16 protein-coding genes and 1 tRNA gene are annotated in these 15,818 nt (G+C 62.2%); 10 read left to right on the top strand and 7 right to left on the bottom strand.

What is annotated here, in order from left to right; all coding sequences use genetic code 11:
- The first annotated feature begins 5 nt into the window (after nt 1–5).
- The 4 genes from BMI88_RS18925 (at nt 6) to BMI88_RS18910 (ending at nt 2,683) form a co-directional block, all read left to right on the top strand.
- A complete protein-coding gene (locus BMI88_RS18925; RefSeq protein ID WP_146673632.1) occupies nt 6–848 on the top strand; it encodes a DUF692 domain-containing protein in 843 nt (280 codons plus the stop codon).
- Nucleotides 832–1,605, top strand: coding sequence for a DNA-binding domain-containing protein (locus tag BMI88_RS18920; RefSeq protein ID WP_078551052.1), 774 nt, complete (start codon nt 832–834; stop codon nt 1,603–1,605). The genes BMI88_RS18925 and BMI88_RS18920 overlap by 17 nt, the downstream gene beginning before the upstream one ends.
- Nucleotides 1,602–2,069, top strand: coding sequence for a DoxX family protein (locus BMI88_RS18915; protein ID WP_078551051.1), 468 nt, complete (start codon nt 1,602–1,604; stop codon nt 2,067–2,069). Before BMI88_RS18920 ends, BMI88_RS18915 begins: the two co-directional genes overlap by 4 nt.
- Before the next feature lie 80 nt (nt 2,070–2,149).
- The gene (locus BMI88_RS18910; protein WP_078551132.1) at nt 2,150–2,683 is read left to right on the top strand and encodes a flavin reductase family protein; all 534 of its coding nucleotides are present in this window, start codon (nt 2,150–2,152) and stop codon (nt 2,681–2,683) included.
- A gap of 16 nt (nt 2,684–2,699) precedes the next feature.
- Here the strand turns inward: BMI88_RS18910 and BMI88_RS18905 are convergent, their stop codons facing one another.
- The 4 genes from BMI88_RS18905 to BMI88_RS18890 are packed head-to-tail and all read right to left on the bottom strand — an operon-like array spanning nt 2,700 to nt 6,522.
- Nucleotides 2,700–3,263 (bottom strand): PqiC family protein, encoded by a 564-nt coding sequence (locus BMI88_RS18905; RefSeq protein WP_168174018.1) that lies wholly within the window; start codon nt 3,261–3,263, stop codon nt 2,700–2,702.
- Nucleotides 3,264–3,275: 12 nt separating this feature from the next.
- Nucleotides 3,276–5,300 (bottom strand): MlaD family protein, encoded by a 2,025-nt coding sequence (locus BMI88_RS18900; protein WP_078551049.1) that lies wholly within the window; start codon nt 5,298–5,300, stop codon nt 3,276–3,278.
- Nucleotides 5,297–5,911 (bottom strand): paraquat-inducible protein A, encoded by a 615-nt coding sequence (locus BMI88_RS18895; RefSeq protein WP_244176661.1) that lies wholly within the window; start codon nt 5,909–5,911, stop codon nt 5,297–5,299. The genes BMI88_RS18900 and BMI88_RS18895 overlap by 4 nt, the downstream gene beginning before the upstream one ends.
- Nucleotides 5,908–6,522, bottom strand: coding sequence for a paraquat-inducible protein A (locus tag BMI88_RS18890; RefSeq protein WP_244176662.1), 615 nt, complete (start codon nt 6,520–6,522; stop codon nt 5,908–5,910). The genes BMI88_RS18895 and BMI88_RS18890 overlap by 4 nt, the downstream gene beginning before the upstream one ends.
- 144 nt (nt 6,523–6,666) lie before the next feature.
- Here BMI88_RS18890 and BMI88_RS18885 point away from each other — a divergent pair, with 144 nt between their 5' ends.
- From BMI88_RS18885 to BMI88_RS18865, 5 genes are all read left to right on the top strand, one after another.
- Nucleotides 6,667–7,515, top strand: coding sequence for a flagellar motor protein MotB (locus BMI88_RS18885; RefSeq protein WP_078551047.1), 849 nt, complete (start codon nt 6,667–6,669; stop codon nt 7,513–7,515).
- Between the two features lie 119 nt (nt 7,516–7,634).
- Nucleotides 7,635–8,969: a flagellar hook-basal body complex protein gene (locus tag BMI88_RS18880; protein WP_078551046.1), complete on the top strand. Its 1,335-nt coding sequence runs from the start codon at nt 7,635–7,637 to the stop codon at nt 8,967–8,969.
- Nucleotides 8,970–8,999: 30 nt separating this feature from the next.
- A complete protein-coding gene (flgK, locus tag BMI88_RS18875) occupies nt 9,000–10,454 on the top strand; it encodes a flagellar hook-associated protein FlgK (RefSeq protein ID WP_078551045.1) in 1,455 nt (484 codons plus the stop codon).
- A gap of 1 nt (nt 10,455) precedes the next feature.
- Nucleotides 10,456–11,457 (top strand): flagellin, encoded by a 1,002-nt coding sequence (locus tag BMI88_RS18870; RefSeq protein ID WP_078551044.1) that lies wholly within the window; start codon nt 10,456–10,458, stop codon nt 11,455–11,457.
- Complete coding sequence (locus tag BMI88_RS18865) at nt 11,457–12,554, top strand: flagellar basal body P-ring protein FlgI (RefSeq protein ID WP_078551043.1); 1,098 nt, start codon at nt 11,457–11,459, stop codon at nt 12,552–12,554. Before BMI88_RS18870 ends, BMI88_RS18865 begins: the two co-directional genes overlap by 1 nt.
- A gap of 82 nt (nt 12,555–12,636) precedes the next feature.
- On the opposite strand, the gene BMI88_RS18860 is transcribed toward BMI88_RS18865, so the two are convergent.
- The 3 genes from BMI88_RS18860 to BMI88_RS18850 all read right to left on the bottom strand — a co-directional run bounded on the left by BMI88_RS18860 (nt 12,637) and on the right by BMI88_RS18850 (nt 15,336).
- A tRNA-Thr gene (locus BMI88_RS18860) sits at nt 12,637–12,712 on the bottom strand.
- 52 nt (nt 12,713–12,764) lie between these two features.
- Nucleotides 12,765–14,282, bottom strand: coding sequence for a heme biosynthesis HemY N-terminal domain-containing protein (locus BMI88_RS18855; RefSeq protein WP_078541476.1), 1,518 nt, complete (start codon nt 14,280–14,282; stop codon nt 12,765–12,767).
- Nucleotides 14,283–14,292: 10 nt separating this feature from the next.
- On the bottom strand, nt 14,293–15,336 hold the full coding sequence (locus BMI88_RS18850; RefSeq protein ID WP_078551042.1) for a hypothetical protein: 1,044 nt from the start codon (nt 15,334–15,336) through the stop codon (nt 14,293–14,295).
- Between BMI88_RS18850 and BMI88_RS18845 the strand changes: the two genes are divergently transcribed.
- Nucleotides 15,287–15,799, top strand: a complete 513-nt coding sequence (locus tag BMI88_RS18845) for a hypothetical protein (RefSeq protein ID WP_146673629.1) — start codon at nt 15,287–15,289, stop codon at nt 15,797–15,799. The genes BMI88_RS18850 and BMI88_RS18845 overlap by 50 nt on opposite strands.
- Nucleotides 15,800–15,818: the final 19 nt, after the last annotated feature.

Below are 15,818 nucleotides of genomic sequence, written 5' to 3'. Positions count from 1 at the left end.
CTGCCATGACACTCCCACGCAAAGCGGGCCTCGGCTTCAAGCCAGAGCACTTTCCCGCCATAACAGAGACGAAACCGGATCTCGGTTTCTTCGAAATCCACGCGGAAAACTATATGGGCGCAGGCGGGATGCCGCATGCGATGCTGGAACGGTTGCGCGCGGATTATGCGCTTTCGGTGCATGGCGTGGGCCTCTCGATCGGCGGGCCCGATCCGCTGGATCGCGACCACCTCGCGCGGCTCAAGCTACTGTGCGCTCGATACGACCCCGAGAGCTTCTCGGAACACCTCGCCTGGGCGAGCCATGGCGGCGTCTGGATGCACGATCTGCTGCCCCTGCCCTACACGGCGGAGACGCTGGCGCTGATCTGCGATCACGTCGATGAGGTGCAAGAGCATCTCGGCCGCCGGATACTGCTGGAAAATCCGGCGACCTATGTGCTCTTCGACGATTCCGACATCCCCGAGACCGAATTTCTGACCGAGATCAGTCAGCGCACCGGCTGCGGATTGCTGCTCGATGTGAACAATGTCTTCGTGTCCTGCGTGAACCACCGGCAGGATCCGCGCGCCTATCTGGAGGCGTTCCCGCTGAACCGTGTCGGCGAGATCCATCTGGCGGGCCATGAAGAGGAAGAGCTGCCCTCCGGGCCCCTGCTGATCGACAGCCACGGGCGCGAAGTCGCGGAGCCGGTTTGGGCGCTTTACGCCGAAACAGTCTCTAAAACCGGGCCGCTGCCGAGCCTTATCGAGTGGGACAATGACGTGCCGGACTTCGCCACCTTGATGGCCGAGGCCAAGCGTGCGTCGATGATCCTGTCGGGTGACCACCATGCCCTCGCATCGTGACTTCGCCCGCGGTTTCCGCGAGGGCCTGGTCGGAGGGCCCGCGCCGCAAAACGCCACCGCCCAAGACCCCGCCGAGATCGAGCGCCGTTTCGACGTTTATCGCAACAACGTGGCGCATGGGCTGACACAGGCCCTCGCGCGGCATTTCCCGGCGATCGAACGGCTTCTTGGCGCGGATTGCTTCCGGGGGCTCGCCCGGGCCTATATCGCCGAGCATCCGCCGCGCACGCCCATCCTGACCGATTGGGGCGGCGCGTTTCCGGCCTATCTGGCGGATGAACCTTCGCTGCAATCGCTGAGCTATTTGCCCGACGTCGCCCGCGTCGAATGGGCGCGCAGCCGGGCTTATCACGCCGCGGATTCAGAGCCTATTGCGCCGGAACGCCTGCAAGAGACGGCGACACGCGCGGGTACTCACCTGTGCCTCGATCTGCATCCGTCGGTGCAGATACTTCAGCTGCTGACGCCCGCGGGTTCGATCTGGGCCTCGCAACAACCGGGTGGTCCCGCTCCACCGCGGGCGAAGGAGTGGAGACCGGAGACGCTGCTGATTGCGCGGCGCGGGATTTCTCATGTGATCACGTCCGTCGTTCGTAGCTCGACCGGCCGCTTCGTCTCGGCCCTCTGTGCAGGTGAAACCGTCGCCCGCGCGCAAGACCGGGCCGGAGCGGATTTTGACCTCAATGCAGCGCTTCTGCTGCTGGTGGAAAATGCGCTGATCGTCGGCGCGGGCATCGAAACAGGAGAGGAGTCATGACCGATACGATCGAGATGAAAACGCCAAAACAGGGTCTATTCCGGCTGTATCATCGGTTCTCCGATGTAGCCCAGCGCTTCCCGGAGGAGATTGTTCTGATCGGAGCGCGGCTCTTTTCGGCTATAGTGTTCTGGATGTCCGGGCGGACCAAGGTGGAGGGGTTCATGATCAAGGATTCCACCTTCACCCTCTTTCAATACGAATACGACCTGCCCGTCATTCCGCATGAATGGGCGGCGGTACTCGCAACCTTCGCGGAGCATTTCTTCCCATTGCTGCTGATCTTCGGCCTTGGCAGCCGACTCGCGGCGCTGGCGCTTCTGACGATGACGCTGGTGATCCAGATCTTCGTCTATCCCGGCGCGTGGGTCACGCATGGGCTTTGGGCCATCGCGCTTTTGACGGTTCTGATGAAGGGCCCCGGGCGGCTTTCTCTCGATAAGCTCATCGGATTGGAACGCTGAGCCTTGCTCTCCCCGCCTGCACGATTATGTGTGAGCGCAAAGGAGAGCCGATGCGCGAAAGCGACGATATCGAAGCCGCAATGGGCCGCGCCGAGAGCGACGGCCACGGCCACCTGCCCGACCCGGCGAATACGCGGCTTTTGCGCGATGCGCTCGCGCAATTCGCGACCGGCGTGACCGTGGTGACCGCTTGCGCGCATGAAGACGCGGCAGAGCCCGTCGGGATGACGGTGAACAGCTTCGCCTCGGTCTCGCTCGATCCGGCGCTGATCCTATGGTCGGCGGCGCGTTCTTCGTTCCGACATGTGCATTTTACCGCGACACCCACTTTTGCCGTGCATGTGCTGCGCTACGATCAGGAGGCGCTGGCCAAGCGGTTCACGAAGCGCGGCGAAGGGTTCGACGGTCTGTCCTACCGGCTGAACGCGTCGGGCGTTCCGCTGATCGACGACACGCTCGCCCGGTTCGAATGCGTGACCGAGGCGCGCCACGATGGCGGGGATCACACGATCATCATCGGTCGCGTCACCCGCTTCGTGAAAGGCGCCGGGACCGATCCGCTGCTTTTCGCAGGCGGTCAGTTCGGGCGCTTCCTTCCCGACCAGCGCAGCTGATCACTCTCTCGACGTATCAGCGCAACTGAGCGATCTGCCGCGCGAGCATCGTCACTGCCGCGCTGTTCGCTTTTGCGATGGCCTGCGGCTCCTGAGAGCCGATCGGCACCGTGAAGTCGAACCGCCGCACCGTGTCTCCGCTGCGCTCATAGCCATTCGCCGAGACGAAATAGACGCCCGCAACATGCAGCAGCCCATCGGCGCCTGGCAGCATCTGTTCGATCCGGACCTCGATCTTGCGCGAGGGCGGATCGGCGAGCGGCCAAGGCTCGGAAATCACGGTGGCCCCAGAGAGGGACGAGATTTGCCGCGCGAGCGCCAGCGTCACCGACCGCGCCGGATCATCCGCCCAGAGGTTGTCCGGGTTCGACCGCAGCGCCCCGTCCGCAGTCTGGAATGCGATCTCCTGCCCGCCCGCATAGTCAGGCAACGACACTTCCCGCAGCTCGGCCCGGCCCAGCCGGTTCGGCAGCGCCTTCTCGGCGGTGGGCGGGTCAATTGGATAGCGCGCGATCTTCTCGGGATCAGAACACGCCGCGAGGCCCAGGAGGCATAGCGGGATCAGGCTTAGAGCTTTCATCGTCATCTCCTGTCAGCGGCCCAGAATGAAGGACTGCGGATTGCGTTCGATCATACGCGCGAGCGAGCCGATATTCGAGATCGCCCGACGCAACTCGCGCAAGGTGCTAAGGGTTTCGTTCGAGAAGTTGGAGCCACGGCCATAGGTCGCGACCAGAGCCCCCGCCTGATCGACGAGCGATTGCAGCTTCTGTGTCAGTTCCGGCAGCTGGTCCGAGGCTTTCGACACCGAATCCGCCGCGTTCTGCGCCGCATCGAGCGTCTGGTTCAGCTTGTCGGCCGCATTCGCTTCCTTCAGCTGGGTCAGGATCGCGGCGGTTTGCTCGAGCGTGTCGTTGAGCGATTGCGGTAGGTCCTGCGTGCCGGGCTTGTTCAGAAGCTGGTCGATACTGGCGAGGATCGTGTCGAGTTTATCGCCCACATCCTTGAGCGGCATATCTGCGATGGCCGTCGCGGCGCGATCTGCGGAAGAGAGCGTCTCGTCGAGACCCGAGATTTCCTCGAGCACGGAGGACGCGGCCTCCGTCACACGGTCGAGTGCAGCCACGGTCTTATCCGCGGCATCCTTCTTGTTCAGCTCGGTCGTGAAGGTCTTGAGCTGCTCCAGCAGGCCGGACAACTCGCCCGGAACTTTCCGGGTTTCTTCACTCTCGGCCACGGCCGAAATCGAATCCAATGTGCGGATCGCGGAGCTCATCACCTCCTCGATCGGCAGCCCTTCGATCCGCTTGAAGACGCCCTGCGCCGATTTCGAGAGATCATTCTCGGCCGCAGGCGCGGTCGGGAGCGTCGGATAGGGTTTGGCGTCGAGATTCATCTCGGCGTCTGGCAGATCGGGCACATCGGTCAGTTCAATGACCGTCGTTCCGCCGAGAAGCCCGATATTCGCGATCCGCGCTCGCAGGCCGCTTTGAATCTCGCCCTGCAGGAACTGGGTCACGGCCTCTTCCCCGGCGTCGCGGGACAGGCCGAGCCGGTCCGGCGACAGCGCGATCGTCAGCTGTTGCTGCGCATAGCTCTGGCCGGTGCTGTCCTTGCGGATCTTGATCGCAAGCCCGGTAACTTCGCCCGCCTCGACGCCCCGGAACTGCACTTTCGAGCCGACTTCGAGCCCTTGCACGGGGTCGTCGAAGAGCAGCGTGTATTTCGGCGGGTCGACCACGTCCGACTGGAAGACCGAGTTTTCCGCCGTGTCCTTGCCGTCGTAGAGACGGAAGGCGTGTTCATTCTCGACAATCCCGCCACCGCTGGTGAACGTGTCGAATTCCACCCCGCCCTGCACAAGCGTCGCGAGCGAGCGCACGTCGAGGCTGAGACCGGAGGTGTCGAATTTCACGGAGAAGCCCGACGTGTCCCAGAACCGGGTCTGGGTCGTCAGCTGTTTATTATACGGGGCTTCGATGAACGCATCCACGATCACGCCGGACCCGTCATCGTCGAGCCGCAGGTTCTGCAGATGGCCCACCGTCAGCCCATGATAGAGCACCGGCGCCCCATCGACGATCCCGCCCGCATCCTTCGCGCGCAACTCAATGATGGTGCCCTTGGTCGGATCGGGGGAGATCGGCGGCTTGTCGAGACCCTGAAACATGCTCTGCTGGCCGTTGGGCTTATTGTTCCAGAAGCCCTCGATATAGGTGCCCGACAGCACCGTCCCGAGGTTCTGAATACCACGCGCCGACACTTCGGGGCGGACCAGCCAGAATTTCGCATCCTGATCGACGAACGGCGCAACTTCGTTGTCGATGCGCACGCCGAGCTGCACCTGCTCCAGATCGGGGGTGAACGAGACGCTCTCCACCTTGCCGACATCGACATCGCGGAACTTGAGCGGCGTGCCGATCTCGACCCCGGTCGCATCCTTGAAGTTGATATGGATGAGCATCCCGCGATCCGAGACCGTCTTCCATGCGACGCCGAGCGTGATCAGCAAGGCGATCAACGGCACGATCCAGACGACGGAAAGCCGCGTCCAGATCGGGCGCGGAGCGTTGGAGGTTTCCAGCTCGGCCGGGCCGGTCTCGGGGGTGTCGTTCATGAACTCACTCTGTCAGGGCCGCGCCAGATCAGGCGCGGGTCGAAGCTTTGGGCGGATAGCATGGTGAATGCAACCGAGAGGGCAAAAGACGCGGCGGCAGGACCGGGATGGATCGAGGCCACGAACCCAAGCTGCACCAGTGCGGAGAGGATCGCCACGACGAAGACGTCGATCATCGACCAGCGCCCGATGAATTCCACCACCTCGTAGAGATGCAGATGCGGAGGGCCGCCTTTGCGGCGCTCGTTTCCGACCGCGAGGGCGAGATAGGCAATCGCGATGAATTTCCCGATCGGGATCATCACCGAGGCGCCGAAGATGATCAGCGCCACGCCGTAATTGTGATGGCGCCACAGCTCCATCGCGCCGCCGACGATGGTGTTTTTCTGCTCATGGCCCAGCGTCGCCGTGACCAGCATCGGATAGAGATTGGCGGGGATGTAGAAGATCAGCCCCGCGATCCACCACGCCCAGACGCGCTGCAGCCCGCTCTTGTCGACCTTGTGCAACGTCGCGCCGCAGCGTTCGCAATGCGCATGATCCGGGGTCCAGACCCGACCGCAGCGGGTGCAGCCGATCAATCCGGCATCGGTGGCGGTCAGCACGTTCATTTTCGTTCGATTGCGTCCCATATCGTCCATTTGCTGACAAAGGAGTTCTTGAGCGCGATCACGATGATGAGAACGCAGAAAGCCCAGAAAGCGGGGCCGAGCGACACCTTGGCGAGACCCCCAAGTTTCACCAGCGCCACCGCCGTGCCGATGATGAATATCTCCGCCATCGCCCAAGGCTGGCTTTCCTCGGCGAGGCGAAACATCGTCGCGGCATGTTTCCAGGCGGGTTTGCCATTGGCGAGCGGCCAGAGCGTGTAGATCAGCGCGGCAAACCGGAAGATCGGAAGCGCCACGATCATCGACAGCACGAAGAAGGCCAGAGGCGCGATCCAGCCGTCGGAAAACGCCATCGCGACACCGAAGATGGAGCTCTCGTGGCTCAGCCCGCGCGTCGAAATCTCGAGGAAGGGAAAGAAGATCGCTCCGATCATCAGGATCATCCCGGTGAAGGAAAAGGCGATGACATGCAGAAACGATCTCTCGCGCGGCGAGATCAGCACCGTTCCACAGCGAACACAGGTCGCCCGCTTGCCATCGGGCAGATGCGTCGCGCGATAGAGCGCGTCGCATTGCGGACAGGCAATCAGGTCGGCCGGGTCAACTGTCATTGTGTTCGGGTGCCCATTCATCTGCCAAATCTAGCGATTGCCCGCGCCACGACAAGGGAAGAGGCCAATGGCTCGCATTTTATCCGTCAATCGCCTGTTAACACGCACCTACTATACCGGACGCGGGTGAAAAGAGGTGGTGGAATGAGCAACCGCGACAACGCGGCGCCAATCATCATCAAGCGTAAGAAGGTTGTCGCAGGCGACGGGCACCACGGTGGGGCGTGGAAAGTGGCCTATGCCGATTTCGTCACTGCGATGATGGCCTTCTTCATGCTGATGTGGTTGCTGAACGCGACAACCGAGAAACAACGCAAGGGCATCGCGGATTACTTCAATCCGACGATCCCGATCAACCGCATCTCCGGTGGCGGCGAAGGCGCTTTCGGCGGGGATTCCGTCTTCTCAGAGGACCAGATTGCACAGAGCGGCACCGGTGCCGTCTCGCAACGCCCGACCGAAGAGCGTCAGGCCCGCGGCGAAAACTCCGCCGAGGACAAGCAGGACAACGATACCGCCCGTTTGAACGAGATGGCCCGCGCGATCGAGCAAGCGTTGATGGGCGTCGGCGGCGAGTCGATGGTGAGCGAGCAGCTCGCGCGTCATATCGTGACACGCGTGACCGACGAGGGTCTGATCATCGAGATTTCCGACCTGCCCGACGCGCCGCTTTTCGTCGACGACACAGCCAAGCCGCAACCGGTTCTCCCCGATCTGGCGAAAATCCTGACGCGGGTCTTCTCGCTCGTCTCGAACAATGTCGCGATCAACGGCTACACGAGATCCTACCCGAAAATGCTGGCCCATGACCCGGTCTGGGAGCTTTCCGCCACACGCGCTCAGGCGATGCGGACATTGCTGGACGGCGCCGGTTTTCCGGCCGAGCGGATGCAGCGCGTCAGCGGCTTCGCCGATCGCAAGCCCAAGGTCGAGCGTGCGATGGACCTGCGCAACAACCGTATCGAAGTGATCGTGCTGCGCAATGGCCGGTGAGGCGCGTCTTAGCGAAGCGGTAACCACGGTTCGAAAAAGCTGGACCTGTTAGGGCGATCTTAAACACCCGGGCGCAAAGGTAGGAAGAACTTCGGACGCAGCAGCAGAAAGGCGCATCCATGTCCATTTCTTCCTCGCTCAATGCGGGCGTGGCCGGCTTGGCCGCGAATGCCACACGTCTTGCCACGATCTCGGACAATATCGCGAATTCGAGTACATACGGCTACAAGCGCGCCGTCACCGAATTCGAAAGCATGGTGATCAATCAGGCCGCGAAGACTGGCTCCTATTCGGCTGGCGGTGTCCGTGCCTCCACGAGTCGCCTCATCGAAGAGAGAGGCTCGCTGGTCTCCACCTCGAACGCGCTCGACATTGCGGTTTCCGGACGCGGTATGCTGCCCGTCATGACGGCCGTGGCGCTCGATAACTCGACGGGCGACGAACCTTTGAAGATGACCACGACCGGCGCGTTTCGCACCGATGTCGACGGGACACTGATGACGGAATCCGGGCTCGTTCTGCTCGGTTGGCCCGCCAGTGCCGATGGAACCATCCCGACCTTCGCGCGCGACACGATGTCCGGGATGGAGCCGGTGGTGATCAACGCCAACCAGACGGCAGGCGACCCCACAACGACGCTTAATCTCGGGGTCAACCTACCCGCGACAGATACAGAAGCCGGGTCAGCCGGTGACACGCAACCACTTTCCGTCGAGTATTTCGGAAATCTCGGAACATCCGAAACCCTGGACATCACGTTCCACCCCACGGTCCCGGCCAGCGGCGCATCGAACGAATGGGCAATGGTCATCCGCGACAGCGCTACGGTCGATGACCCGGGCACCCCCGCGACCGATGAAAGCGTCATCGGTCGCTATGTCCTGACCTTCGACGACAGCCGTAGCAGCGGCGGCACGCTCGCCTCGGTCAACGTTATCGCGGGTGGCGCCTACGATGCCTCGACCGGCACGCTGGATCTCTCTGTCGCCGGCGGTCCGCTGAGCGTCACCATCGGTAAGATCGGCGACACCAACGGATTGACGCAGCTCTCCGACAGTTTCTCGCCGACATCGATCACGAAGGACGGCTCGCCCGTCGGCAACCTCACGGCCGTCGAAATCGATGAGGATGGCTACATCAAAGCGACCTACGACACCGGCTTCATCCGCACGGTCTATCAAATCCCCCTCGTGGATGTTCCCAATCAGAACGGCCTGATCGCGCTCGACAATCAGATCTTCGAAGTTTCCTCAAACTCCGGCTCTTTCTTCCTCTGGAATGCCGGTGACGGTCCGACCGGGTCGATCGAAGGCTACGCTCGCGAAGGCTCGACGGTCGACGTCGCAGAGGAACTGACCAACCTAATCCAGACGCAGCGCGCCTACTCGTCCAACGCCAAGGTAATCCAGACGGTCGACGAGATGCTGCAGGAAACCACCAATATCAAACGCTGATCCTGATCGGATCGGCGACGGGAGGTCGCGATGGGAATCTCGCAAACGCTATCCAATGCCTTGTCGGGCCTCACCGCGGCCTCTCGCATGGCCGAGGTCGTCGCCTCCAATACCGCCAACGCGCTCACCGACGGCTACGCGCGCCGCGAGATTTCACTCGGCGCGCAGGTCGTCGGCCAGCAAGGTGCCGGAGTTCGCGTGCTCAGCGTCGACCGCATCGTCAACGAAACCCTCCGCAGCGATCTCCGCCTCTCCGATGCTGCGGCCCAAAACGCATCGCTGCGCGGCGACTTTCTTTCAACCTTCGAAGCTCGCATCGGCACGCCGGAGGATGCGAGCTCCTTATCCTCAAAATTCGCAGAGCTCGAAGCCTCGCTCGTCGAAGCTGGCAGCCGCGCAGAAAGCGAAACCCGCCTGTCCACAGTGCTGAGCGCCGCCCTCGAGGTAACCGGGCACCTGAATACGCTCTCCGCAGAATTGCAGGACAGCCGGATGGACGCAGACCGGAAAATCGCGACGCAGGTCGACGCCCTAAACAGCGCACTCGCGCAGGTCGATGAACTCAACGCATCGATCCTGGCCGGAAAGGCCGCAGGCCATGATACCAATGCGCTCAAGGACCAACGTCAAACGCTGGTCGACCGGATTTCCAGCATCGTCCCAACCCGCCAAGTCCCGCGCGAAAACGATCAAATTGCACTCTTCACCACAGGCGGTGCCGTCCTTCTCGAAGGCAACCCAATGGAAATCGGGTTCACGGCGTGCGGAATCATTACGCCGGACATGACCCACGACGGAGGGGTTCTCTCAGGCCTAACGCTCAACGGAAACGCCGTCTCAAGTGACGATAACGGGTTCTTCGGCGGCGGCACGCTTGGCGCCCTTTTCGCCATCCGTGATACGCTCGCTCCAGGCCTGCAGGTTCAGATCGACGCTCTCTCCCGCAACCTGATCGAGAGGGTCAGCGACCCGGCGGTCGACCCAACACTCAGCGGCGGCGCAGCCGGTCTCTTTACAGATGGCGGGGGCCCGCTCGACCCGCTCAACGAAACAGGCCTCGCCGGTCGGATCGTCATCAACCCGCTCGCGGACCCTGCACAAGGAGGCTCGCTCTCGCTGCTGCGTGACGGGTTCGGCGCATCTACCCCTGGCCCCGTGAGCAACGCAGAAAATCTTTTCTCACTCGCCTCAGCGTTAAAAACCGCGTCCGCACCCGCGTCCGGAAATTTTGGCCCGTCGCTCCATTCAAGCGCAGAGCTTTTCGCAAACTTCTTGTCCCAAGTTACGAGCGATCGCCAAAGCAACGAGGCGACTCAAACCTATGCAACGGCCCATTACGACACATTGAAAGAGCAGGCCCTCGCCGAGGGTGTCAATACTGATCATGAAATGCAGAAACTTCTGCAAATTGAAGAACTTTACAGCGCCAATGCACGCGTCATCCAAACCGTCGATGCGCTGATCAAACAGCTTCTGGAGATTTAAGATGAACTATCTCTCTGTTGGGGACATGGCGCTGAATTTCCAGATGCGACGCCACAATGCAGCGCTGGATACAAAACTGGCGACCCTTACCCAAGAAGTGACGTCTGGTATCAAATCCGATCTCGGCGCCGCCGTATCCGGCGACTTCGGCGCGCTCTCCGCGATTGATCGGAGCCTGAGATTGTTCGACGCATTTGACCTCGCCACTACCGAGGCGAGCCAATATGCAGACGCGATGCAACGCAGCCTCGAGCGGATCGGAAATCTCGACGATGGCATCAGTACGGCCCTCATGTCCGCCGCAACCACCTCCAGCAAGATTATGATCGACGCGACCGTCGCGTCGGCAGCCGAAAAGTTCGACACGCTGATCTCAACGCTCAACACAAGTTCTGTCGGACGCTATATATTTGCGGGCGATCAAGGAGATACGACCCCGCTGCCCGATGCCGAAACGATTATCACGTCCCTGTCTGCGGAGATTTCAGGGGCGACGAATGCGACGGATGTACTCGCGACCCTCGATACGTGGTTCGCCGACCCAAGCGGTTTCAGCGCAACCTCCTATCAAGGTGGCGAAGCCAGGGGCAAATTCTACATCTCAGAGGGCGAAACCGCCGCGATCAATGTCACCGCAAATGACCCACGCGTCAAAGATGCGATCAAGGGCTACGCCATAGGCACGCTTTTGGACCGAGGTTTGTTCGACGGTGACTTGGCCCAGCGAAGTGCGCTTGCGAAGGAAGCGGGCGAGAGAATTCACTCGGGATCTCTCGCAACTGTCGAACTCGCCGCGGAAGTCGGTTCGTTCGAAGGCAAAGTCGCCTCGGCAGCCACGCGAAACGATACTGAACGCGCCAGCCTTGAAATTGCACGGACGAAACTCATCGGCGCCGACCCGTACGCCTCGGCAACCGCGCTCGAAGCGGTACGCTCCCAGATCGAGACGCTCTATCTTCTGACAAGTCGGCTCTCCAACCTCTCGATGACGGATTACATGTGATGTGGCGCTGGTTGCTAGTTGCCCTCGTTTTCCTTCCGCAGATCGCTCTTTGCGCCCCGATCCGCATTAAGGATCTGGTCGAATTCGACGGAGTGCGCGGGAACGATCTCGTCGGCTATGGTCTGGTGGTTGGATTGAACGGCACGGGCGACGGGTTACGTAACGCTCCCTTTACCGAAGAGATCATGTCGAACATGCTCGAACGGCTCGGCGTTAACGTTACCGGGGAACAATTTCGACCGAAGAACGTCGCCGCCGTGATGATCACGGCGAGCCTGCCACCCTTCGCGCGCGCCGGAAGCCAAATCGACATCACCGTCTCCGCGATTGGTGACGCCAAGAGCCTTCTTGGCGGCACCCTCGTGATGACCCCTTTGAAAGCGGCAGATGGCGAAATCTATGCGGTCGCGCAAGGAGCGATCATTGCCGGCGGCGCTGTGGCACAAGGTAACGCCGCTTCGGTGACTCAAGGCGTACCAACCTCAGGAAACATTCCATCCGGCGCGCGCGTCGAGCGCGAAATCGCCTTCGAGATTAACGACCTCAATACGGTGCGCCTCGCGCTGCGCACGCCCGACTTCACCACTGCAAGCCGAATTGAAACCGCCATTAACCGCGAATACGGTCGGCGCGTCGCGGAAATGCTCGACGGCGGTACAGTTGCTTTGAACATTCGTGAGACCCGCGCGCGCTCGGTCGCGCATGCGATTGGCCGGGTAGAGAATCTCAGTGTCGAACCGGAACAGCGCGCCCGGGTCGTGGTCGACCAGCGTTCGGGTACGATCGTCATGGGGGAAGACGTGCGGATTTCGCGCGTTGCCGTCAGCCAGGGGAACCTGACCCTCAAAGTGGAGGAGAGCCCCCTCGTGGTGCAACCCAACCCGTTTTCGCAAGGAGATACGGTTGTCGTCCCCAGATCGCAGGCGACTCTCACAGAAGAGCCAGGCATTCGCATGGCCGAAGTCCCACAGGGCAGCTCGCTAGCGGAATTGGTCGCGGGGCTCAACGCGCTCGGCGTTAGCCCGCGCGACATGATCGACATCCTCAAGAGCATCAATGCCGCGGGCGCGTTGCATGCAGAATTTGTCGTGAATTGACCTGAAGCCTCGAGAACGACTGCCCTGAAACAAGCGAAGCGGAACCTTGCGGTTCCGCCTCTGCGCCTGAACTTTCAGGAAGTGGTGCCGGTGATAGGACTCGAACCTACGACCCCATCATTACGAATGACGTGCTCTACCAGCTGAGCTACACCGGCACTGTGGCGGGCGATTACCATGCTCTTTCGGGGATGTGTAGCCCCAAAATGATCAAGCTGTCGCAGTTCCGCTTTGCGTCTCCTTCGATGCACTTGCAGCCTCGCCTTCCTCCTTCGGCGGATCGACGATTTCCGCGTCCTGAATGGGGGCGTCTTCGGCTTCATCTTCTTTCTTGGGCGAGGGTTCGGCACTCGGCTTGCCCACGATCAAGGGCAGCATCTCTGCCCCATGCGGCAGCGGCGACTGCGCCTGTTGCGGCTCGCGCCAGCTGAGCGTGTCAAAGCCACCGCAATTGTCACAGATCGGCGTCCATTCGGACTGAATGTTCTGACATTTGTCGCAGCACCATTGCGGACCGCGCGGTGCAGTCAGGGCCCGGGCCAACCACCCGCGCACGACGACATCCTCCGCCCCTTCACCGCGCTCGACCGCCGCCATGATCGTCAGCGACCGGGCTGTCGGATGAGTCTCGACGAGGTCGCCCAGCGCCCGGCGCGCCGCCGGGAAATCTTCGGCCGCGATGTTCAGTTCCGCTTTCAGAAGGCGGGTTTCCTCATGATCGGGACGGCTCGAAAGCAGCTTCGAGAATCGCTTCAGCCGTGCTTCCGGCGTCTCATCCGGGGTAATCTCCGCGAAAGCGGTCGCAAGATCCGGATGCGGCCGCACTTCCCAAGCCTTGCGCAGTATGCGCTCCGCCGCACCTTTCTTGCCCTTGTCGATATAGGCGCGGGCCGCCATGACGACAGCAGGCACCAGATCGGGCGACGCTTTGGCGGCCGAAATCGCAGCTTCACGTGCCTCGACGCTCGCGCCTTCCTGCCAGACGCCCTTTGCCTCTTGCAGCGCGAGGACAGCATCGCGGCGCTTATGCACGTCACGCGGCAATTCGCCCTGACGCATCTTCGCCTGCAAAATCTCCCGCGCGCCTTTCCAGTCGCCCGTTTCGGTCTGCAGACCCAGAAGCGTATCCTGAACTTCACGGTGGCGCGGCTTGATCGCATAGGCCTTCTGCGCGAGCTTCAGCGCCGTTTCGGTATCGCCCTCTTCAAGCTTCTGGCGCAGCAGCCCGCGAATCCCCACGAACCGCGTGCGGTCATCGGCGAGGAGCCGTTTGTAAACTTCGGTCGCTTTCTTCGAGTCGCCCGAGGCTTCCGCCGCCTGCGCGGTGAGAAGGTTGGTCAGCTCCGGACGTTGCAGATAGCGCTCGGCCTTCGCCGCTTTCGACATGGCAAGCTTGCCCTCGCCGGATGCGGCCGCGAGCAGCCCTTCGGAGAGAGCCTGATAGCCTTTGCGTTCGCGATGCCGGTCGAAATAGCGGGTGATCGCGGTTTCGTCGCCCGCAAGGAAGCGCAGGAAGGCGACAACTAGACCGACGACTCGGATCACAATCCAGATCGCGATGAAAAGGATGATCGCCGCGATCACCGCCTGCAGCGGGCCCAAGGTGAATTCCATGCCAAGCGTCGTGATCCGCAGACCGCCCGTCATCTCGGCGAGATGCGCGAGGCCTAGGGTCGCCGCGGCGACGACAATCAGAAACAGCGCGATTTTGATGAATGACCAGATCATGTCTGTCTCCTTATTGCGTCGCGCCAAGCTGGTTGGCCGCGTCGAGCGCAGCCACCCGTGCTTTCGCCTGGTTCACCCAGTCGGACATCGCCTCCTGCGCGGGGTCGGACAGTTTCGCGATCTCGTCGAGCGCCTCGGACAAAGCCCCCCGGTCGACATCGGCCTGCGCACGCGACAGGACCGCATCTGCGCTATCGCCCTCTTTCGGCGCGACCGAGCGCGCCCCGGTCTGAGCTAGAAGGAAGGCGCCGACGCGATCGCTGATCGAGCCACCCGTCTCGGTGCGGCGCGCCGACTGAAGCGCGGCCCGCGCGGCGTCTGGGAAGCTCGATTGCAGCGACTGCAGGCTCGGAATGTCGCCATTGAGCGCCGCCGGGATTTCGACACCTGCGTCACGCAGATCGGCCAGCGGCGCATCGAGCGAGGTGCCCGCATCCAGCGCCGCTTTCACGCGCGCCGCCGCAGCCTGCGTCATCGCCGCCTTGGCGGCCGCCTCGCTTTGCGATTTCAGGTTCTGCGCCTGCGCTTCGGCTTCTTTGATCCGGGCTTCGGCGGCTTTCGCGGCTGCTTCGATCTCGGCTTGCGCCGCACTGCCGCCAGTGTCGGTCTGCAGCGACGCGATCTGAGATTTCAGATCCTCCAGCGCGGATTTGTTCGCCCGGATATCCGCGTTGACCTGATCGAGTGCGCCTTGAACGCCCGACAGATCCGGCGCGGGCGGCTGCGACGATTTCAGGGTCGCAATCTCTTCGGAAAGTTGGCCGATTTGCTTCGATTGGTCATCGAGCTTGGCTTGAATGGCCGCCTCGTCCACCGGGGCCGGCGCGGTCGGCAGCCATCCGGAAAGTTGCGGCGGCAGATTGGGGATCGCCCAGATCGCGACGCCTGCGCCGATCACAGCCGCAATCACACCGCCCAGGAAAGCGGACCCGAACCCGCCGCGCTTTTCGATCACCGGCTGGGGCGAGGTGCTCGCCTTTACCGTATCGCTTTTCGGCGGGGTCTTGTCGGTGGTCGTGGCGCTGCTGGTCGTCGCGGCGCTCGCAGGCTTCACGGCCTGCGCTTTATCTTCCGATGCGCCGCTTGCGGTCGACTTCTTCGGCTCGGTCTCCGGTTTTGCACTGGTCGTGGCCGGGGTCGAGGTCGTCTCGGCCTTCGCAGTCGCAGAACCAGACTTCGGTGCCGGATCGGATTTTGCAGGGGTCTCCGCCTTGGTTGCCGGTGTGGAGGTCGGCTTGGCGGTTCCGCTCGGGCTCTTGGAGGTATCCGCTTTGGTCGCTGGCGCGGAAGTGGAGGACGATTTCGCAGGCGTGCTCGATTTCGATGCCGCAGCGGGCTTGCTGGACCTAGCCGCGCTCGACTTGTCCGTCGCTTCGGGCGTCGTCGGGGCCTTGCTATCCTTCGGGGTTTGCGAAGAGGTTGCGTCGGATTTGGTCTCGGACTCGGTCGTCGGTTTCGCGTCTTCCGGCTTGCTCGTATCGGAAGATTTCCCGGTTGTCCGTTTCGCCATCGTCTAAGCCCTCCACTGCCGCACCA

Origin of the sequence: Thioclava sp. F36-6 (assembly GCF_002020305.1) — a bacterium.
Taxonomy (GTDB): Bacteria; Pseudomonadota; Alphaproteobacteria; order Rhodobacterales; family Rhodobacteraceae; genus Thioclava; species Thioclava sediminum.
This window is presented reverse-complemented; position numbering and strand designations above follow the sequence as displayed.